The organism is Micromonospora sp. H61 (assembly GCF_018070325.1).
Classification (GTDB): domain Bacteria; phylum Actinomycetota; class Actinomycetes; order Mycobacteriales; family Micromonosporaceae; genus Micromonospora; species Micromonospora salmantinae.
On sequence record NZ_JAGPXY010000040.1, the window covers coordinates 1 to 15,891 of the forward strand.

The 15,891-nt window shown below is 72.4% G+C and carries 17 protein-coding genes and 1 pseudogene; 8 read left to right on the forward strand and 10 right to left on the reverse strand.

What is annotated here, in order from left to right; translation table 11 throughout:
* From KBX08_RS19920 to KBX08_RS19930, 3 genes and pseudogenes are all read right to left on the reverse strand, one after another.
* Positions 1-236 (reverse strand): annotated as a pseudogene (locus KBX08_RS19920) (prenyltransferase); the annotation flags it as partial.
* A complete protein-coding gene (locus KBX08_RS19925; protein WP_210784973.1) occupies positions 229-1,146 on the reverse strand; it encodes a terpene synthase family protein in 918 nt (305 codons plus the stop codon). The gene KBX08_RS19925 and the pseudogene KBX08_RS19920, both read right to left, overlap by 8 nt.
* Positions 1,143-2,480 carry a cytochrome P450 gene (locus KBX08_RS19930; protein WP_210785013.1) on the reverse strand — a complete coding sequence of 446 codons (1,338 nt, stop codon included), beginning with the start codon at positions 2,478-2,480 and terminating at the stop codon, positions 1,143-1,145. Before KBX08_RS19930 ends, KBX08_RS19925 begins: the two co-directional genes overlap by 4 nt.
* A gap of 445 nt (positions 2,481-2,925) precedes the next feature.
* Between KBX08_RS19930 and KBX08_RS19935 the strand changes: the two genes are divergently transcribed.
* Complete coding sequence (locus KBX08_RS19935; RefSeq protein ID WP_210784974.1) at positions 2,926-3,174, forward strand: DUF2630 family protein; 249 nt, start codon at positions 2,926-2,928, stop codon at positions 3,172-3,174.
* Between the two features lie 44 nt (positions 3,175-3,218).
* Here the strand turns inward: KBX08_RS19935 and KBX08_RS19940 are convergent, their stop codons facing one another.
* The 3 genes from KBX08_RS19940 to KBX08_RS19950 all read right to left on the reverse strand — a co-directional run bounded on the left by KBX08_RS19940 (position 3,219) and on the right by KBX08_RS19950 (position 5,929).
* Positions 3,219-4,148: a serine protein kinase RIO gene (locus KBX08_RS19940; RefSeq protein WP_210784975.1), complete on the reverse strand. Its 930-nt coding sequence runs from the start codon at positions 4,146-4,148 to the stop codon at positions 3,219-3,221.
* Positions 4,149-4,358: 210 nt separating this feature from the next.
* Positions 4,359-5,003, reverse strand: coding sequence for an HAD family hydrolase (locus KBX08_RS19945; RefSeq protein ID WP_091403736.1), 645 nt, complete (start codon positions 5,001-5,003; stop codon positions 4,359-4,361).
* Positions 5,004-5,068: 65 nt separating this feature from the next.
* Positions 5,069-5,929, reverse strand: a complete 861-nt coding sequence (locus tag KBX08_RS19950; RefSeq protein WP_307850595.1) for a carbon-nitrogen hydrolase family protein — start codon at positions 5,927-5,929, stop codon at positions 5,069-5,071.
* Positions 5,930-6,006: 77 nt separating this feature from the next.
* On the opposite strand from KBX08_RS19950, the gene KBX08_RS19955 reads away from it, so the two are divergent.
* The 6 genes from KBX08_RS19955 to mug all read left to right on the forward strand — a co-directional run bounded on the left by KBX08_RS19955 (position 6,007) and on the right by mug (position 10,282).
* Entirely contained in the window at positions 6,007-6,579 is a 573-nt protein-coding gene (locus tag KBX08_RS19955) for a TetR/AcrR family transcriptional regulator (RefSeq protein WP_091403732.1), read from the forward strand.
* Between the two features lie 80 nt (positions 6,580-6,659).
* Positions 6,660-7,580 carry a TIGR04222 domain-containing membrane protein gene (locus KBX08_RS19960; protein ID WP_210784977.1) on the forward strand — a complete coding sequence of 307 codons (921 nt, stop codon included), beginning with the start codon at positions 6,660-6,662 and terminating at the stop codon, positions 7,578-7,580.
* Positions 7,577-8,395, forward strand: coding sequence for a DUF692 domain-containing protein (locus KBX08_RS19965; protein WP_210784978.1), 819 nt, complete (start codon positions 7,577-7,579; stop codon positions 8,393-8,395). The genes KBX08_RS19960 and KBX08_RS19965 overlap by 4 nt, the downstream gene beginning before the upstream one ends.
* The gene (locus KBX08_RS19970) at positions 8,392-8,937 is read left to right on the forward strand and encodes a hypothetical protein (protein WP_238688178.1); all 546 of its coding nucleotides are present in this window, start codon (positions 8,392-8,394) and stop codon (positions 8,935-8,937) included. Before KBX08_RS19965 ends, KBX08_RS19970 begins: the two co-directional genes overlap by 4 nt.
* Positions 8,922-9,683, forward strand: coding sequence for an SDR family oxidoreductase (locus KBX08_RS19975; protein ID WP_210784979.1), 762 nt, complete (start codon positions 8,922-8,924; stop codon positions 9,681-9,683). The genes KBX08_RS19970 and KBX08_RS19975 overlap by 16 nt, the downstream gene beginning before the upstream one ends.
* Positions 9,680-10,282, forward strand: a complete 603-nt coding sequence (mug, locus tag KBX08_RS19980) for a G/U mismatch-specific DNA glycosylase (protein WP_372494701.1) — start codon at positions 9,680-9,682, stop codon at positions 10,280-10,282. The genes KBX08_RS19975 and mug overlap by 4 nt, the downstream gene beginning before the upstream one ends.
* Before the next feature lie 12 nt (positions 10,283-10,294).
* On the opposite strand, the gene KBX08_RS19985 is transcribed toward mug, so the two are convergent.
* From KBX08_RS19985 to KBX08_RS19995, 3 genes are all read right to left on the reverse strand, one after another.
* Entirely contained in the window at positions 10,295-12,271 is a 1,977-nt protein-coding gene (locus KBX08_RS19985) for an ABC transporter ATP-binding protein (protein ID WP_210785014.1), read from the reverse strand.
* A 114-nt stretch (positions 12,272-12,385) separates the two neighbouring features.
* Positions 12,386-13,153, reverse strand: a complete 768-nt coding sequence (locus tag KBX08_RS19990; RefSeq protein WP_210784981.1) for an enoyl-CoA hydratase/isomerase family protein — start codon at positions 13,151-13,153, stop codon at positions 12,386-12,388.
* Between the two features lie 46 nt (positions 13,154-13,199).
* Positions 13,200-13,427, reverse strand: a complete 228-nt coding sequence (locus tag KBX08_RS19995) for a helix-turn-helix domain-containing protein (protein WP_007462679.1) — start codon at positions 13,425-13,427, stop codon at positions 13,200-13,202.
* Between the two features lie 216 nt (positions 13,428-13,643).
* Between KBX08_RS19995 and KBX08_RS20000 the strand changes: the two genes are divergently transcribed.
* Positions 13,644-14,243, forward strand: a complete 600-nt coding sequence (locus tag KBX08_RS20000) for a cadmium resistance transporter (protein ID WP_210784982.1) — start codon at positions 13,644-13,646, stop codon at positions 14,241-14,243.
* Positions 14,244-14,264: 21 nt separating this feature from the next.
* On the opposite strand, the gene KBX08_RS20005 is transcribed toward KBX08_RS20000, so the two are convergent.
* On the reverse strand, positions 14,265-15,869 hold the full coding sequence (locus tag KBX08_RS20005; protein WP_210784983.1) for an ABC-F family ATP-binding cassette domain-containing protein: 1,605 nt from the start codon (positions 15,867-15,869) through the stop codon (positions 14,265-14,267).
* Positions 15,870-15,891: the final 22 nt, after the last annotated feature.

Consider the following 15,891-nt stretch of genomic DNA (forward strand, 5'->3'; position numbering starts at 1 on the left):
ACCAGGGCGTACCCCTCGGGTGGGCCCCACGCCCCGTCCGGGCGCTGACTGCGCAGCAGGAACGCGATCCGCTGGTGGTGCCCGGTCAGCCAGGGCGCGACGGCGACCAGCCGCCCGGTCTCGTACACCGACGCGGCGACCTGCCCCCACGGCCGCAGACCAAGGCCGGCGATCAACTCGCGGGCGGCCTCGGCGACCGGGTCGGCGGCGAGCACCCGGGTGGCGCGCTCACTCATCGCGCGCCCCCCAGAAGTCCGACAGTTGGTAGAAGCCGCCGGTGAAGGAGATCTGCCGGTTGAGGTAGTCCGCCTGGCGGGGGCACCGCTCGGCGAGGGCGGCCAAGTCCCCGCGGGACCGGGCGGTCAGCTCGGCCAACCGGTCGTGCACCTGCGCCGGGTCGTCGACCAGCGAGAGGGCGTTCAGGTCACCCCACTCGGCGTCGCGCTTCTGCGTGGCGAGGTCGTTGACCAGCCGCAGCACCCGCTGCACGCCACGTCCGGCGTCCAGCAGGTCGGTCAACTGGGCGAGGGTCTTCTCGTCGCCGGTGGCTATCCAGTGGGTGACGTTGACAAAGGAACAGGCGAGGTTGTCGGCGTTGTCCAGGTAGCGGTTCAGGTCCGGCAGGCGCCGGCCGGTGGTCGGGTCGGTCGGCAGGTGCTTCCAGTCCCACTCCCGCGCCACGGCGGCGAGCATCCGGGCCAGCTCGTCGCGCCAGATCGGGCGCAGCCGGGCGAACGCCGGCACGGTGGCCAGTTCGTCGCGCAGGTCGGCCAGCAGCCGGGCCAGGTGTCGCCCCGGTGGGGGCACCGCGCCGTCGGCCACCGCCAGGCAGTCGTTCACCACGTGCCGGACGTCGTCCACGGACCGGGCGAGGTAGTCGACCTGCCAGTCGGCCGCGAAGACCCAGAGCAGGGTACGCGTGGTGATCCGCAGTTCCGCGGCGGTGTGCCACGGCGCGGTGAAGGCGATGGCGGTGGCCACCGAGCTGAGCATCGCCGGGTCGAACGGCGCGGCGTCGAACAGCTCCGGGTAAGCGGCGGTGACGTCCTGGAGGTCGCGTACGCCCCGCACGGCGAGCGCACACACCCGGCCCTGTTCGGCGACCGCGTCCTGACCGGCTCGCGCCGGTCGCGGGGTCTCCGTCACGATGCGACCGGGCGCTCGACCGGGGTGAGGATGACCTCGGCCCGCTGCTTGGGTTGCAGCGAGGCGCCCATCCGAGGGGTGAGGTCGACCGGTTCGCGCAGCCGGAAGCGGTAGCGGCTCAGCACGGTGCTGACGATGAGCTGTGCCTCCAGCAGGAACAGGTACTGCCCGAGGCACTGGTGCGGGCCTCCGCCGAACGGGAAGTAGGAGTAGCGGTAGCGGCGCCGGGGCAGCTCCGGCGCGAACCGCTCCGGGTCGAAGAGCGCCGGGTCGGTCCAGAACGTCGACATCCGCTGGGTGACGTACGGGCTGACCAGCACGGTGCCGCCGGCCTTGATCCGCACCCCGCCCAACACGTCGTCGCCGACCGCGGTGCGCGGGATCATCCAGCCGGCCGGGTAGAGCCGCAGCATCTCGTCGAGCACCATCCGGCCGTAGCGCAGTTGGGGCAGGTGCTCGCGGCCGACCCGTTCGACGCCGACCACCCGTTCGATCTCGTCGGTCATCCGCTCGGCCACGTCGGGCCGGGACGCCAGGACCGGCCAGAGCCAGGAGAGCAGGGCGATGGTGGTCTCGGTGGCGGTGGAGAACATCGCGACCACGTCGCCGCGGATCGCGTACTCGTCGGGTTCGCTGCCGTCGGCGCGCGGCCGGCAGAGCGTGGAGATGATGTCGTCGCCGTCGGTGGGATGGGCCCGGGCCTCCCGGATGATCGGCAGCACCACCTCGTCGATGGCGCGCACCGCGTCGCGGAAGCGCCGGTCGCCGGGCATCGGCACCCCGTACGGCACGGCGGGCATCAGCAGCCGGGGGAGCATCGCGGTGGTGACGGTGTCCAGCGCGGCGCTGACCCGCAGGGCATCGGAGACCGAGATCCGGTCGGCGAAGAGCACCCGCATTGTGGTGCGCAGGACGATCCGGGTCAGCTCGGCGCCGCCGTCGATCGGGCGACCGGCGAGGGCCGGTTCGAGCCACTCGTCGACCGCCTCGTTGATCGCCTCGGCCATCTTGCCGACGAGCGTCTCGGCCCGCTTGGCGGTGAACAACGGTTGCAGCGCGCCTCGGCTGGACTCCCAGATCTCACCCTCGGCGACCAGGATGGCGTCACCCACGATTCGACGCACGGGTCGCCAGAGCAACCCGTCGCCGTCCCGGGTGTAGTTGGCAACGTTGTCCCGCAGGACGCGTTGCAGGTGCTCAGGATGGCTGACCAGATAGGGGCGGAACGAGCCGAGGTTGAGCCGGATGACGTCGCCGTCGGCGTCCTGCGCGAAGTCGACGAGCGCGCCCAGCGGATCGCGGACCAGTGCCGGCAGAGCGCGTCGTAACGGGATTGTCCGGGGCTCGGTGCTGACGGTGGCGGGGCGTGCCTCGGACACCTGTGACATCGAACCACATCTCCTCGTCGTCCCGCCGACCGCAGCGGTCCACTTCGGTCGGGCAGGTTGATGAAACTTTCACCTTCTGGGCCGACGGAAGCATCTCACCAAACGAGGGGCACCTCCAGACTTGCGGACGACGCAATTTCCATCTAAGCGCACGCACACTCATCGATGTTTTCACCGCACGCAGATCCTGAGTGGATATTCAGGAACGACACCAGGCCGGGTGCGCCGACGACCACGCGCGCTGGACGAAGCGGCCGCGTGCCGCCGATCTGACCGCCGCATCGGCACCGGACGGGCGGCCCCGGGTTGGCCGGTGCGGGTCGGTGACATGGGACGCACCGGTACCCCCGAATCCGGGCGATGCCCGGCACCCTGTGCCAGGCTCTGTGACATGGACGACAAGACCATCCTGAACCGGATCTCCGAGCTGGTCGACGAGGAACACAGGCTGCGTGCCGACGCCCAGGCCCACGAGTCGGGCACCGAGGGCGAGACCAGCGAACGACTGCGCGCACTGGAGGAGTCCCTCGACCAGTGCTGGGACCTGCTGCGCCGCCGACGGGCCGCCCGGGAGACCCACAGCGATCCGGACGCCCAGGGCGAACGCCCCAAGCCCGAGGTGGAGCGCTACCTGCAATAGCCGACGTGGCGGGTCGGGGGGTGTGGCCGCCCGACCCGCTCCGATCAGCGCAGGCCCGCCTCGTGCAGCAGCTCTCCGGTCAACATGCCGGGGTCCACCTGCTCGGCGGGGAGACCCCGGGCCGCGAACCAGGCGCCGACCACCCGCACATCGCGGGCCAGGAACTCCGGCCCCTGCGGGTTCGCCACCACGTCGACTACCTGCGGCAGGTCGATCACGACCAGCCGACCCTGGTGCACGAGCAGGTTGTACGGCGACAGGTCGCCGTGCGCGTAGCCGGCCCGCGCCAGCACCCGCAGCGCCTCCACCAGTTGGGCCCACAGGTCACGCAGCTCGGTCGGGCCCGGCCGCAGTTGGGCCAGCCGGGGTGCCGCCTCCCCCGACTCGGCGTCACCGACGAACTCCAGCATCAGCTCGGTGCCCCGCAACTGCACCGGGTACGGCACGGCGATCCGGTCGTGCCCGGCGCCGATCTCCCAGAGCCGGCTGAGCGCGGCGAACTCGGCCGCCGCCCACTGCCCGGCGATCATCTGCCGGCCGAACGCCGTCCGGCCGGCCATCGCCCGGTTCTCCCGGGACCGGCGCACCCGACGGCCCTCCAGGTAGCCGGCATCGCGGTGGAACAACCGGTGCTCGGGATCGCGGTAGCGTTTCACAGCGAGCAGGCAGGACCGGTCGGTGTCCGGCACGGCCCGACGGACCAGGTGGACGTCCGCCTCCTTGCCGGTCTTCAACACACCCAGCTCGCTGTCCTTGGCGGCCAACTCGGTGACCAGCCAGGCGGGGTGCGGCTGTGGCCCGTGCACGGCGTCGTCCCAGGACGACCAGCGCTCGGCGGTGTCCGGGTCAGGCTCGCTGTCCGGGTCTGCGAGCGGCTCGGTGGGCCGCCCGCGCTTCAGAAACTGCGGTTCGTCGTCGTCGAAGCGGCTCTTGCCGCGGCGGCGCTCGAGCGCCGGAAGGTCATGATCGCGCACTGTGGTGAGGTTCCCTTGGTCGAGGCTGAGATAGGCAGCTGGAAGCGACCTGCGAAGACGGCCATGACCGACCCCCTCTCCTCGACCGGGCACACGCCCGGGATGCACCATGCGCGGACAATGCTCGTACCACCACGTCCGCCGGTCAACCGAATTACCGAGCCGCCACCCGAACGGCCGCTCCGACCCACGGCCGGCAGCGCGGAGCCTTCAGCGGGCCAGCACGGTGGCGACCGCGGCGATCAACCCGTCCACCGTGCGGCTCGGCGCGAACCGGACGTCCGACCAGGTGCGCCCCCGGTGCAGCCAGACGCTGGGCAGCCCGACGGCGGCGGCGCCGCCGATGTCCGCCTCCGGGCTGTCGCCGATCACCCACGCCCCCCGCAGCGGCATCCGGACCCGCTGGGCGGCGAGCGCGAAGATTCTCGGGTTGGGTTTGCTGACGCCGGCCTCTTCGGAGATCACCCAGTCCGCGACGTACTGGTCCAGCCCGGTCTGGCGAATCTTGGCGTCCTCGACGCGTACGGTGCCGTTGCAGACCACCACCGGCACCCAGCCGGCGTCGTCGGCGATCCGTAGCGCGCAGGCGGTCAGCGGGTCGAGCCGGGTCTGCGCCACCACCCCGTCGTGCAGCTCCTCGACCAGGTCGATCGAGGGAATCCGCAGCTCGTAACGGTCCCGGATGGCGTCGGCGAGATCCCAGCGGTCGGTCAGACCGTCGGCGTCGATCGAGATCAGCCAGTCGATGTCGGTGTGGGGCGCGCCGATGCTGTCCAGGAAGCGCTCACCCCAGCGGCGGAACGGCCCGGCCCGATCCAGCAGGGTGTTGTCCAGGTCCAGCAGGAGCAGTGGCACTCGGGCACCCTACGGGACCGACGTGTCCGCCAACAGATGCGGCGGGTATCGAGCTGACGAAGGGCTCAGCCAGGCATCGACAGCCGCGGGCCGCCCTGGTCCGACAGCCGATCGACAAGCATCGAGTGTGCCATCCGGGTGGCCGCGAGCACGACGGGATCCAGCGTCGCCACGAGCACCGCAGTGCCGTCGTCCGCCCCGCGAGCCAGCACCCGCCCCTCGGGGTCGTAGATGGCCGCGCCGCCGTTGAACCGCCACGGGTCGACACCGCCGACCGCGTTGGCGAAGACCACGAACATCGTGTTGTCCAGGGCACGTGCGGCGTAGTAGAGATCCCGGCGGTGCTCGGAGCCGGCCAGGTAACCGCTGGGGCACAGGTAGGCGTGTGCGCCGTCGAGGGCGGCGGCCCGGCCGTGCTCGGGGAAACAGCCGTCGTAGCAGATGCCCAGCCCGAGCCGCCAGTCGTCGACGAGCAGCGTGGCACCCCGCTCGCCGGGGGTGAACAGCTCCCGTTCGTCGCCCCACAACTGCTGCTTGTCGTACCCGACCCGCACCTCGCCGGTCCGGTCGACCACCAGCGCCGCGATGGTTCGCCGGCCGTCCGGGTGCCGGACGGCGGCGCCGACCAGCGCGGTGACGCCGGCCTCGCGCGCCGCGACGCGCAGCGGGTCGAGCCGGGGATCCGCGACCATCCCGGCCGGATCGGCCGCGACGTCGGTGCCGGCCGGGTCGGCGGCGAGAACCGGCGGGTGGTACGCGCAGAGGAACAACTCGGGCAGGACGGCCACCCGGGCACCCCGCTCGCCGGCTCGACGGACCAGGTCGGCGGCGACGACCGCGTTGCCGGCGACGTCGCCCGGCGTGGGGGTGGCCTGGACGGTGGCCACTGTCAGCGGGGAGCTGGGCACTGTGCGGGGCTGGGTCACCGAGCGATGGTAGTCGGCGACATCCCAAGCCGTACGTACGGTTTGCATGCCCCGGGATGACCTGCAACGATCGACGTGTGCCCAGAGTAAGCCAGGACCAGCTCGACGCTCGCCGGCAGGAGATCCTCGCCGCGGCCCGGGCGTGTTTCGCCCGGCTCGGCTACGAGGGGGCGACCGTACGCCGCCTCGAGGAGGCCACCGGCCTGTCCCGTGGCGCGATCTTCCACCACTTCCGCGACAAGGACTCGCTCTTCCTCGCCGTCGCCGAGGACGACGCCGCGGCGATGGTCGAGACGGTGGCCCGCAACGGCCTGGTGCAGGTGATGCGCGATCTGCTCGCCCGCGCCGTCTCGCCGGACACCACCGGCTGGCTGGGCAGCCAACTGGAGGTCTCCCGGCGGCTGCGCACCGACCCGGCGTTCGCCCGACGGTGGGCGGAGCGGTCCGCCGCGATAGCGGAGGCGACCCGGGACCGGCTGGCCCGCCAGCGCGACGCCGGAGTGCTGCGCGAGGACGTACCGATCGACGTGCTGGCCCAGTTCCTGGAGTTGGCCTACGACGGCCTGGTGCTGCACCTGGCGATGGGCCGACCGGCCGGTGACCTGGGCCCGGTGCTCGACCTCGTCGAGGAGGCGGTCCGCCGCCACTGACACGCGCACACCGGCCGGAAGCCCGTGGCGAGGCTGCTCCACAATGGGGCCGCCGATCCCTCCGGTGACAGGAGCAGTCGATGAACGTCCACGCCGCGTCCGGCGACACCTGGGGCATCTCCGGCCCGACCTTCCTCCGGTACTACATCGCGGCGGCCATTCTGGTGGTGGCGATCGCGGCGTACTACCGGATCCGCCTGCTGACCGCCCCGGCGCACCCCACTCTCGATCCACTCGGAGCGCAGCAGGTCGCGTACCTCAACGGTGGCCCTCAGCTCGCGGTACACGCGGCGCTGGGCGGGCTGCGCGGCGGCGGCGCGGTCGGCGTACGACCGGACCGCCGGCTGACCACCGTCGGTGCCGCGCCGACCGGGCTCACCCCACTGGATCAGGCCATCCACTGGGCCGCCCACCAGCACTCCCGGGTCCGGGACCTGCCGCAGGACGAGCGCGTACGCACCGCGTTGGATCAGATCCGCAACGGCCTGGAGCAGCGTGGACTGCTGACGAACGACGCGCAGCGTGCCCGCGCCCGCCGCTGGAGCCGGTTCCTGCTGGCCCTGCTGGGCCTCGGCATGCTCCGGCTGATCTCCGGCCTGTTCAGCGGTCGCCCGGTGGGTTACCTGCTGCTCACCCTGGCGGTGCTCCTCGGCGCCGCCCTGCTGCTGGGCCGGGCACCCGTCCGCACCCGGGCCGGTCGCGCCGCCCTCCGTTCCGTCCGCGGCGAGCACACCCACCTCGCGCCGGCCTCCGCGCCCGCCTACGCCACGTACGGGGCGGCCGGCGCGGCGATGGGCGTGGCCCTGTACGGCACCGCCTCGCTCTGGGCTCTCGACCCGGGCTTCGCCGAGCAGGCCGAGATTCAGCGCCAGGCCCTCTCCGGCAACGGCGGATGGACGGGCGGGTCCGACGGATCGTCCGGTGGCGGAGGCGACAGCTCCGGTGGGGACGGCGGCGGTGGAGGCGGCGGGTGCGGGGGCGGCGGCGGGTGCGGCGGATGACCGGCCCGTCCGGGGTCGGTATCGGCTGGCGTCCGGAGATCGCCGGCTTCGTGGCCGAGCTGCCCGGCCTGCGTTTCGTCGAGGTGGTGGCCGAGGGGGTGCCCGCCTCCGGGCCGCTCCCGCCCGGCCTGACCCAGCTACGGGACCACGCGGTGACCGTCGTACCGCACGGGGTTCGGCTCTCCCTCGGCGGCGCCGAGCCGGTCGACCCGGCCCGGGTCGCCCACCTGGCCGCGGTGGCGCAACGCCTGGACGCCCCGCTGGTCAGCGAGCACATCGCGTTCGTCCGGGCCGGTGGCCTGGAGGCCGGCCACCTGCTGCCGCTGCCGCGCAGTCGGGAAGCCGTCGACGCGGTCTGCGCCAACGTGGCGCGGGCGCAGGCGGAGCTTCCGGTGCCGATCGCGCTGGAGCCGATCGCCGCGCTTGTCGACTGGCCCGACGACGAGTTGACCGAGGCGGAGTTCCTCACCGAGATCCTCGACCGGACCGGGGCACTGCTGCTGCTGGACGTCGCCAACGTGCACGCCAACGCCCGCAACCGGGGCGCCGACCCGCTGGATCTGCTGGACCGCCTGCCGCTGGAACGGGTCGCGTACGCCCACGTGGCCGGCGGCGCCGAGCACGGCGGTTTCTACCACGACACCCACACCGACCCGGTGCCGACAGCGGTGTTGGAGCTGGTCGGCGCGCTCTGCGCCCGACGGCGACCGCCCGCGCTGCTGCTGGAGCGCGACGGCCACTACCCGCCGGCCGCCGACCTCCGCGCCGAACTGGACGCCCTGGCCGCCGCCGCGGGCTTCCCGGCCGTGACATGACGGGCGCACCGGACGGCGAATCCGTGTCCACGCCCCGTGCCGGGCTCGCCGAACGGCAGGCCGAACTGGTCGCGGCGCTGGTCGCCGGAGGGCCACCCCCGCCGGGGTTCGCGCCGGGACCGCTGGCCGCCACCCGCACGGCCCTGCTGCGCAAACGGGCCGGCGAGGTGGCCCGGCACTGGCCGCTGCTCGCCGCCGGCCTCGGCGCCAGGTGGTCGACCACCTTCGCCGACTGGGCCGCCCGGCGACCCACCGCCGGATCGCTGCGCGACGGTTGGGACCTGGCCCGGGCGCTGCACGCCCAGCAGGCGCTCCCCCCGGCCGCCGCCGAGGAGTTGGCCGTCCGGGAGGCACGCCTGCGCTACGACGGGCTTCGGGCGCCGCGTCCGCGCCGGACGCCGGCGGTGGGCCGCGCCGGCGGCGCCGTCGCGGTGCAGATCGCCGGTCGGGTACGCCTGCTGCGCCCCGCCCCACGGGCATCCAGCCCTGCTGGCGACGCCGTACCGGATGCGGCAGGATCGGCGTTATGGATCTCGGACTGACCGACCGCGTGTACGTCCTCACCGGCGCCTCCCGCGGCCTGGGTTACGCGACCGCCCAGAGCCTGGTCGCCGACGGTGCACGGGTGGTGCTATCGGCCCGCGACCCGGACGCGGTGGCCGCCGCCGCGAAGCAGCTGGGTGGCCCGGAGCACGCCGTCGGGCTGACCGCGGACCTGACCGACCCGGAGACCCCGGGGCAGCTCGTCGCCGCCGCCCAGGAACACTTCGGCCGGCTCGACGGCGCGCTGATCTCGGTCGGTGGGCCACCGCCGGGCAACGCCGCAGCGGTCACCGACGAGCAGTGGCGGCTCTCCTTCGAGACCGTCTTCCTGGGCACCATCCGCACGGTCCGCACGGTCGCCAACGCCCTGCCCGAGGGCGGCGCGATCGGGCTGGTGCTCTCCACCTCGGCGCGTGGCCCGGTGCCCGGTCTCGGCATCTCCAACGGTCTGCGGCCCGGCCTGGTCGGTGCCGCCAAGGACATCGCCGACGACTACGGCCCACGGGGGGTCCGGGTGGTCGGCCTGTTGCCTGGCCGGATCATGACCGATCGCAACCGGGAGCTGTTCGGAGCGACCGGCGACCCTGAGCGGGCCCGCGCCGAGGCGGAGGCCGGCATCCCGCTGCGCCGCCTCGGCGACCCGGCCGAGTTCGGCCGGGTGGCCGCGTTCGTGCTCTCCCCCGCCGCGAGCTACCTCACCGGGATCACCCTGCCGGTCGACGGCGGCGCGCTGCGCGGGCTGTGACCCGCGACGGGGCCCGAGCTGCCCGTGACGTGACACCGCCCGGGACGGCTCGGCCGTCCCGGGCGGACCTGGCGGCGGCTGCGGACCGGACCATTCCCGACGTGCTCGCGCCGGGGCTGGCGGTGCTCTTCGTCGGCATCAACCCGGGCCTGTGGTCGGCCGCGACCGGATGGCACTTCGCGCGACCCGGCAACCGGTTCTGGCCCGCGCTGCACCGGGGCGGGTTCACCCCTCGGCTGCTGCACCCCAGCGAACAGGACGACCTGCCCGCGCTCGGGCTCGGCATCACCAACATGGCCGCCCGAGCCAGCGCCCGCGCGGACGAACTGAGCACCGAGGAACTCCTCGACGGCGCGGCGATCCTGACCGACAAGGTGGCCCGGTACCGGCCGCGCTGGGTGGCCGTGGTGGGGGTGACCGCGTACCGGATCGGTTTTCAGCGGCCGAAGGCCACCTTCGGGCCGCAGCCGGAGTCGCTGGCCGGCGCCCGGCTGTGGGTGCTGCCCAACCCCAGCGGCCTGAACGCGCACTTCACCCCGGTCACCCTGGGCCTGGCGTTCGCCGAGTTGCGGGCGGCGACCGAGCTACCGGCCCTATGATCGACGCGGCCGTCAGTTGGCGGCGGCGGGCGGCAGCACCTCGTCGGCGCGGTAGGTGCCCAGCGGCATGACCACCGGCTCGGGACCGGTCGCGTCGACGAACGGGGTGGGCGAGTCGGCGACCGCGAACTGGGTGCGGTACAGCTCGGCGTAGAGCCCACCGACCGCCACCAACTCCTCGTGCCGCCCCCGCTCGACGATCCGCCCACCGTCCAGGACCAGGATCTGGTCGGCGTCGCGCACTGTGGAGAGCCGGTGCGCGATCACGAGCGCGGTACGCCCGGCCAGCGCCACCGACAGCGCACGCTGCACCGCCGCCTCGCTCTCCGAATCCAGGTGTGCGGTCGCCTCGTCGAGGATCACGATCGACGGGGCCTTGAGCAGCAGTCGCGCGATCGCGATGCGCTGCTTCTCGCCGCCGGAGAACCGGTAGCCGCGCTCCCCCACAGTGGTGTCCAGACCGTCGGGCAGCGACCGAACCAGATCGGCAACCTGCGCCCCGGCCAGGGCGGCCCAGATCTCGTCGTCGGTGGCGTCCGGCTTGGCGTAGCGAAGATTCTCGGCGATCGTCTCGTGGAACAGGTGCGAATCCTGAGTGACCACACCGATCTCGTCGCGCAGGGAGGCGAGCGTCGCGTCGCGCACGTCCACCCCGCCGACGAGCACCTGCCCGTCGCTGACGTCGTAGATCCGGGAGATGAGCATCGACAGTGTCGACTTGCCCGCCCCGGACGGGCCGACCAGCGCGACCATCTGCCCCGGCTCGACGCTGAACGAGACCCCCTTGAGCACCGGTTCGTTGACGGTCCGGTCGAGCGTGGCGACCTCCTCCAGGGAGGCGAGGGAGATCTCGGCGGCGCTCGGGTAGCGGAAACGCACGTCGCGGAAGTCGACCCGGCCGGCGCCCACCGGCACCGGCACCGCATCGGGCTTCTCCACGATGCCCGGCTTGAGGTCGAGCACCTCGAAGACCCGGTCGAAGGACACCAGCGCGCTCATCACGTCCACCCGGACGTTGGAGAGCGCGGTGAGCGGCCCGTACAGGCGGGTGAGCAGCAGCGCGAGCGTCACCACGGTGCCGGCGCTGACGCCGCCGGTCACCGCGAGCCAGCCACCGAGACCGTAGGTCAGCGCCTGCGCCAGTGAGGCGACCAGCAGCATCGCCACGAAGAACGTGCGGGAATACATGGCGGACTGGATGCCGATGTCGCGGACCCGCTCGGCCCGGTCGCCGAACCTGCGGGCCTCGATCTCGGGCTGGCCGAAGAGCTTCACCAGCAGCGCGCCGGCCACCCCGAACCGCTCGGTCATTGTCGCGTTCATCTTGGCGTCGAGGTTGTACGCCTCGCGGGTGATGTCCGCCAGCCGTCGACCGACCCGGCGGGCCGGAATGATGAAGATCGGCAGCAGCACCAGTGACAGCGCGGTGATCTGCCAGGAGAGGGTGAACATCACCGCCGCGGTGAGCACCAGCTGGATGACGTTGCTGACCACACCGGACAGGGTGGAGGTGAACGCCCGCTGGGCGCCGAGCACGTCGTTGTTGAGCCTGCTGACCAGGGCGCCGGTCTGGGTACGGGTGAAGAACTGCAACGGCATCCGCTGCACGTGGTCGTAGACCCGGGTGCGCAGGTTGAAGATGATGCCTTCGCCGATGCGGGCGGAATACCACCGTTGGGCCAGCGACAGCAGCGCGTCGGCGACCGCCAGCGCGGCGATGAACAGGGCCAGCCGCACCACGAGCCGCCCGGCCTCGGTGCCGCCCCGGTTGATCGCGTTGATCACGTCACCGGCGAGCACCGGGGTGGCCACGCCGATGACGGCGGCCAACACCACGGTGGCCAGGAAGACGATGATGTCGCGCCGGTAGGGGTGGGCGAAGGCGACGATGCGGCGGGCTACCCCGCGCTTGAGCCGGTGGGTGGAGACCTCGTCGCGGTTGCGCATCGACCGGAGCATGCTCCACCCGGCCATGCCACCGCCGGACATCGGGTTGGACATCGCTCACCTCCGGGTTGCCGGGCAGACCGCATCGTCAGGTCAATTCTCCCGACGAGTGTGACAACCCCGCTCGTAACCCGGATCTTCCCGTGCGGTCCTTACCTATTCTCCCCTGCCGGCGAGGTCACGCAGCCGACGGGTCTGCGCCTCCCGCTCGGCGCGCTGCTGGTCGGCGTGCGACCGGCCGGCGGCACCGGCGAGCAGCGCCTTGATCTCCACCACCGCGTCGCGGGCCCCGGAGAGCAGGCCGGCGGTCAGGTCCCGCACCGCGCCGTCCAGCTCGGCCGGGGGTACGACAAGGGTGGCCAGCCCGATCCGATCCGCCTCGGCGGCGTCCAACCGGCGGCCTGTAGCACAGATCTCCAACGCCCGCGAATAGCCGACCAACTCGACGAGGCGTTTCGTGCCGGCCAGGTCGGGCACCAGACCGAGGGTCACCTCGGCCATCGACAGCTTCGCGTCCGCGGACAGCACTCGCAGGTCACAGGCGAGCGCGAGCTGGAAGCCGGCACCGATCGCGTGACCCTGCACGGCCGCGACGGAGACGACATCCGGCCGGTGCAGCCAGGTGAAACCGCCCTGGAACTCCGCGATGCGCTCGGCGCACTCCTGCTCGGGCAGCGTGGCCAGCTCAGCGAACGACCCCGGGCCGGAGGCGCCCGCCACCGCGAGATCGAGGCCGGCCGAGAACGCGCGACCCTCGCCACGGACCACCACCACCCGCACGTCGCCGGGCAGGTCACGGGAGAAATCGCTCATCGCTCGCCACATCGCGGGCGTCTGGGCATTGAGCACGTCGGGCCGGCACAACGTCACCGTGGCGACCGGCCCGTCGCAAGTCAGCCGAACCCCGGTCGCCTCGGCGGTCACCGGACGTCCCGGGGCGCGGCGCTGGTGGACGACGCTGAGGGGCGGGTCACGCCTTCTTGCGGCGCCGGGCGCCACCGCGCTGACGCAGCTGCACGCCGGACTCGGTGAGCACTCGGTGGATGAACCCGTAGGAACGGCCGGTCGAGGCCGCCAACGCGCGGATGCTCTCCCCCGAGGTGTACCGCTTTACCAGGTCCTTGGCGAGCGTCTGACGCTCGGCTCCGACGATCCGGCGACCCTTCTCAGTGCTGGTGGCTGTGCCAGTGGCTGCCATGCTGTGTCCTCACGTCCCAGACTGTGCGGTTCGGATACGGTCCCACCTATTAGACCGCCTCGAACGATCATGCGCCAGATATCAACTCTTCGCCAACCGACACGCTATGCAATGTCAGCTTCCCGATAGAGTGATCCTGGCGATCCGGCCCGCCGCGGCGTCCGCGCGTACCACTGCCGGGAGCTCGCGGCTGCCGGCGGCCCGTAGCCTTCGGTCGTGATCGACCTGTTGAGCACCGCCGGCGCAGCGGCCGTGGTCTTCGCCGCCACCGACATCGACGACATCGTCATTCTGACGCTGTTCTTCGTCGCGGCCCGCACCACCGGCCAACCCCGCACCTGGGAGATTGTCGCCGGACAATACGTCGGCATCGGTGCGCTCGCGTTGGCCAGCGCGGTGATCGCGGGTGGACTCCTGGTGGTGCCCGACCCGTGGACGGGGCTGCTCGGCCTGCTTCCGATCGCGCTCGGTGTACGCGCGCTGCGCAGTTCGGGCGACGACGAGGCACCGCCGGTCGTCACCGGAGCGCTCGGCGTGGCCGGGGTGACGATCGCGAACGGCGCTGACAATGTCGCGGTCTACGTACCCGTCTTCCGGGCCCTCGGTGTGGCCGACAGTGCCGTGTTCCTGCTGGTCTTCGTGCTGCTGATCGCGCTCTGGTGCGTGGCCGGGGCCTGGCTGGGCGGGCACCGGAGGGTGGTCCGGCTGGTCGAGCGCGCCGGCGCCTGGCTGGTGCCGACGATCTTCATCGCCATCGGGCTGGTGATCCTGGTCAGCTCCGGCGTGCTCGGCCGGCTGGCCGACCTGCTCGGCTGAGAGCCGACCGAGCCTCCTGGGTCAGGCCAGCTCCACCAGTTCGAGAAGGTCGTCGCTCCACGCGTCCTCGTCGCCGTCGGGCAGCAGGATGGCGCGGTCCGGCTTGAGCGCCAGCACCGCACCCGGGTCGTGGGTGACCAGGACGATCGCGCCGGGATAGTTGGCGATGGCGTCGAGCACCTGCTCCCGGCTGACCGGGTCGAGGTTGTTCGTCGGCTCGTCGAGCAACAGCACGTTGGCGCCGGAACAGACCAGAGTGGACAGGGCCAGCCGGGTCTTCTCGCCGCCGGACAGCACGCCGGCCGGCTTGTTCACGTCGTCACCGGAGAACAGGAACGCGCCAAGGATCTTGCGCAGGTCGGTGTCGGACTGCTCGACGGCGGCGGCGCGCATGTTCTCCAGCACCGTGCGCTCCACGTCCAGCGTCTCGTGCTCCTGGGCGTAGTAGCCCAGCCGCAGGCCGTGCCCCGCGTGCACCTCGCCGGTGTCCGGGCTGAGCAGCCCGCCGAGCATCCGCAGCAGGGTCGTCTTGCCGGCGCCGTTGAGCCCGAGGATGGCCACTCGGGAGCCCCGGTCCACCGCCACGTTGACGTCGGTGAAAATCTCCAGCGATCCGTACGACTTGGAGAGGCCGGTCGCCGTGAGCGGGGTCTTGCCGCACGGCGCGGGACTGGGGAAACGCACCTTGGCCACCCGGTCGGAGACCCGCACCTCCTCCAAGCCGGAGATCAGCTTCTCGGCGCGGCGGGCCATGTTCTGCGCGGCAACGGTCTTGGTGGCCTTGGCCCGCATCTTGTCGGCCTGCGCCATCAGCGCGCCGGCCTTCTTCTCCGCGTTGGCCCGCTCCCGGCGGCGACGTCGCTCGTCGGTCTCGCGCGCCTCCAGGTACGCCTTCCAGCCCAGGTTGTACACGTCGATGACCGACCGGGTGGCGTCGAGGAACCAGACCTTGTTGACCACCGACTCCAACAGCGCGCCGTCGTGGGAGATCACGATCAGGCCGCCCTTGTGGTTGGCGAGGAAGCCCCGCAACCAGGTGATCGAGTCGGCGTCGAGGTGGTTGGTGGGCTCGTCGAGCAGCAGGATGCCGCCACCGTTCTCGCCCGCGTCGCGGAACAGGATCCGGGCCAGCTCGATGCGGCGACGCTGACCACCGGAGAGGGTGCCGATGGTCTGCGCGAGCGCCCGGTCCGGTAGGCCGAGGTTGGCGCAGATCCGCGCGGCCTCAGCCTCGGCCGCGTACCCGCCGAGGGCGGCGAACTGGTCCTCCAGTGCGCCGTACCGACGGACCAGCTTGTCGTTGGCGTCCTCGGCGAGGCGGGCCTCGACCTCCTGCATCTGCGCCATCAGCACGTCCAGGCCGCGCGCGGAGAGCACCCGGTCGCGGCCGGTGACCTCCAGGTCACCCGTGCGCGGGTCCTGCGGCAGGTAGCCGATGGCACTGCGCTGGTCGATCTGGCCGCCGTACGGCTGCCCCTCGCCGGCGAGCACCTTGAGCGTGGTGGTCTTGCCGGCGCCGTTGCGGCCGACCAGGCCGATCCGATCACCGGGCTGCACGCGCAGGGTGGTGTCGGACAGCAGGATCCGGGAACCGGCACGCAGTTCCAGGCCGGTGGCAGTGATCATGTTTGCGGGCTCGCTCTCGGGG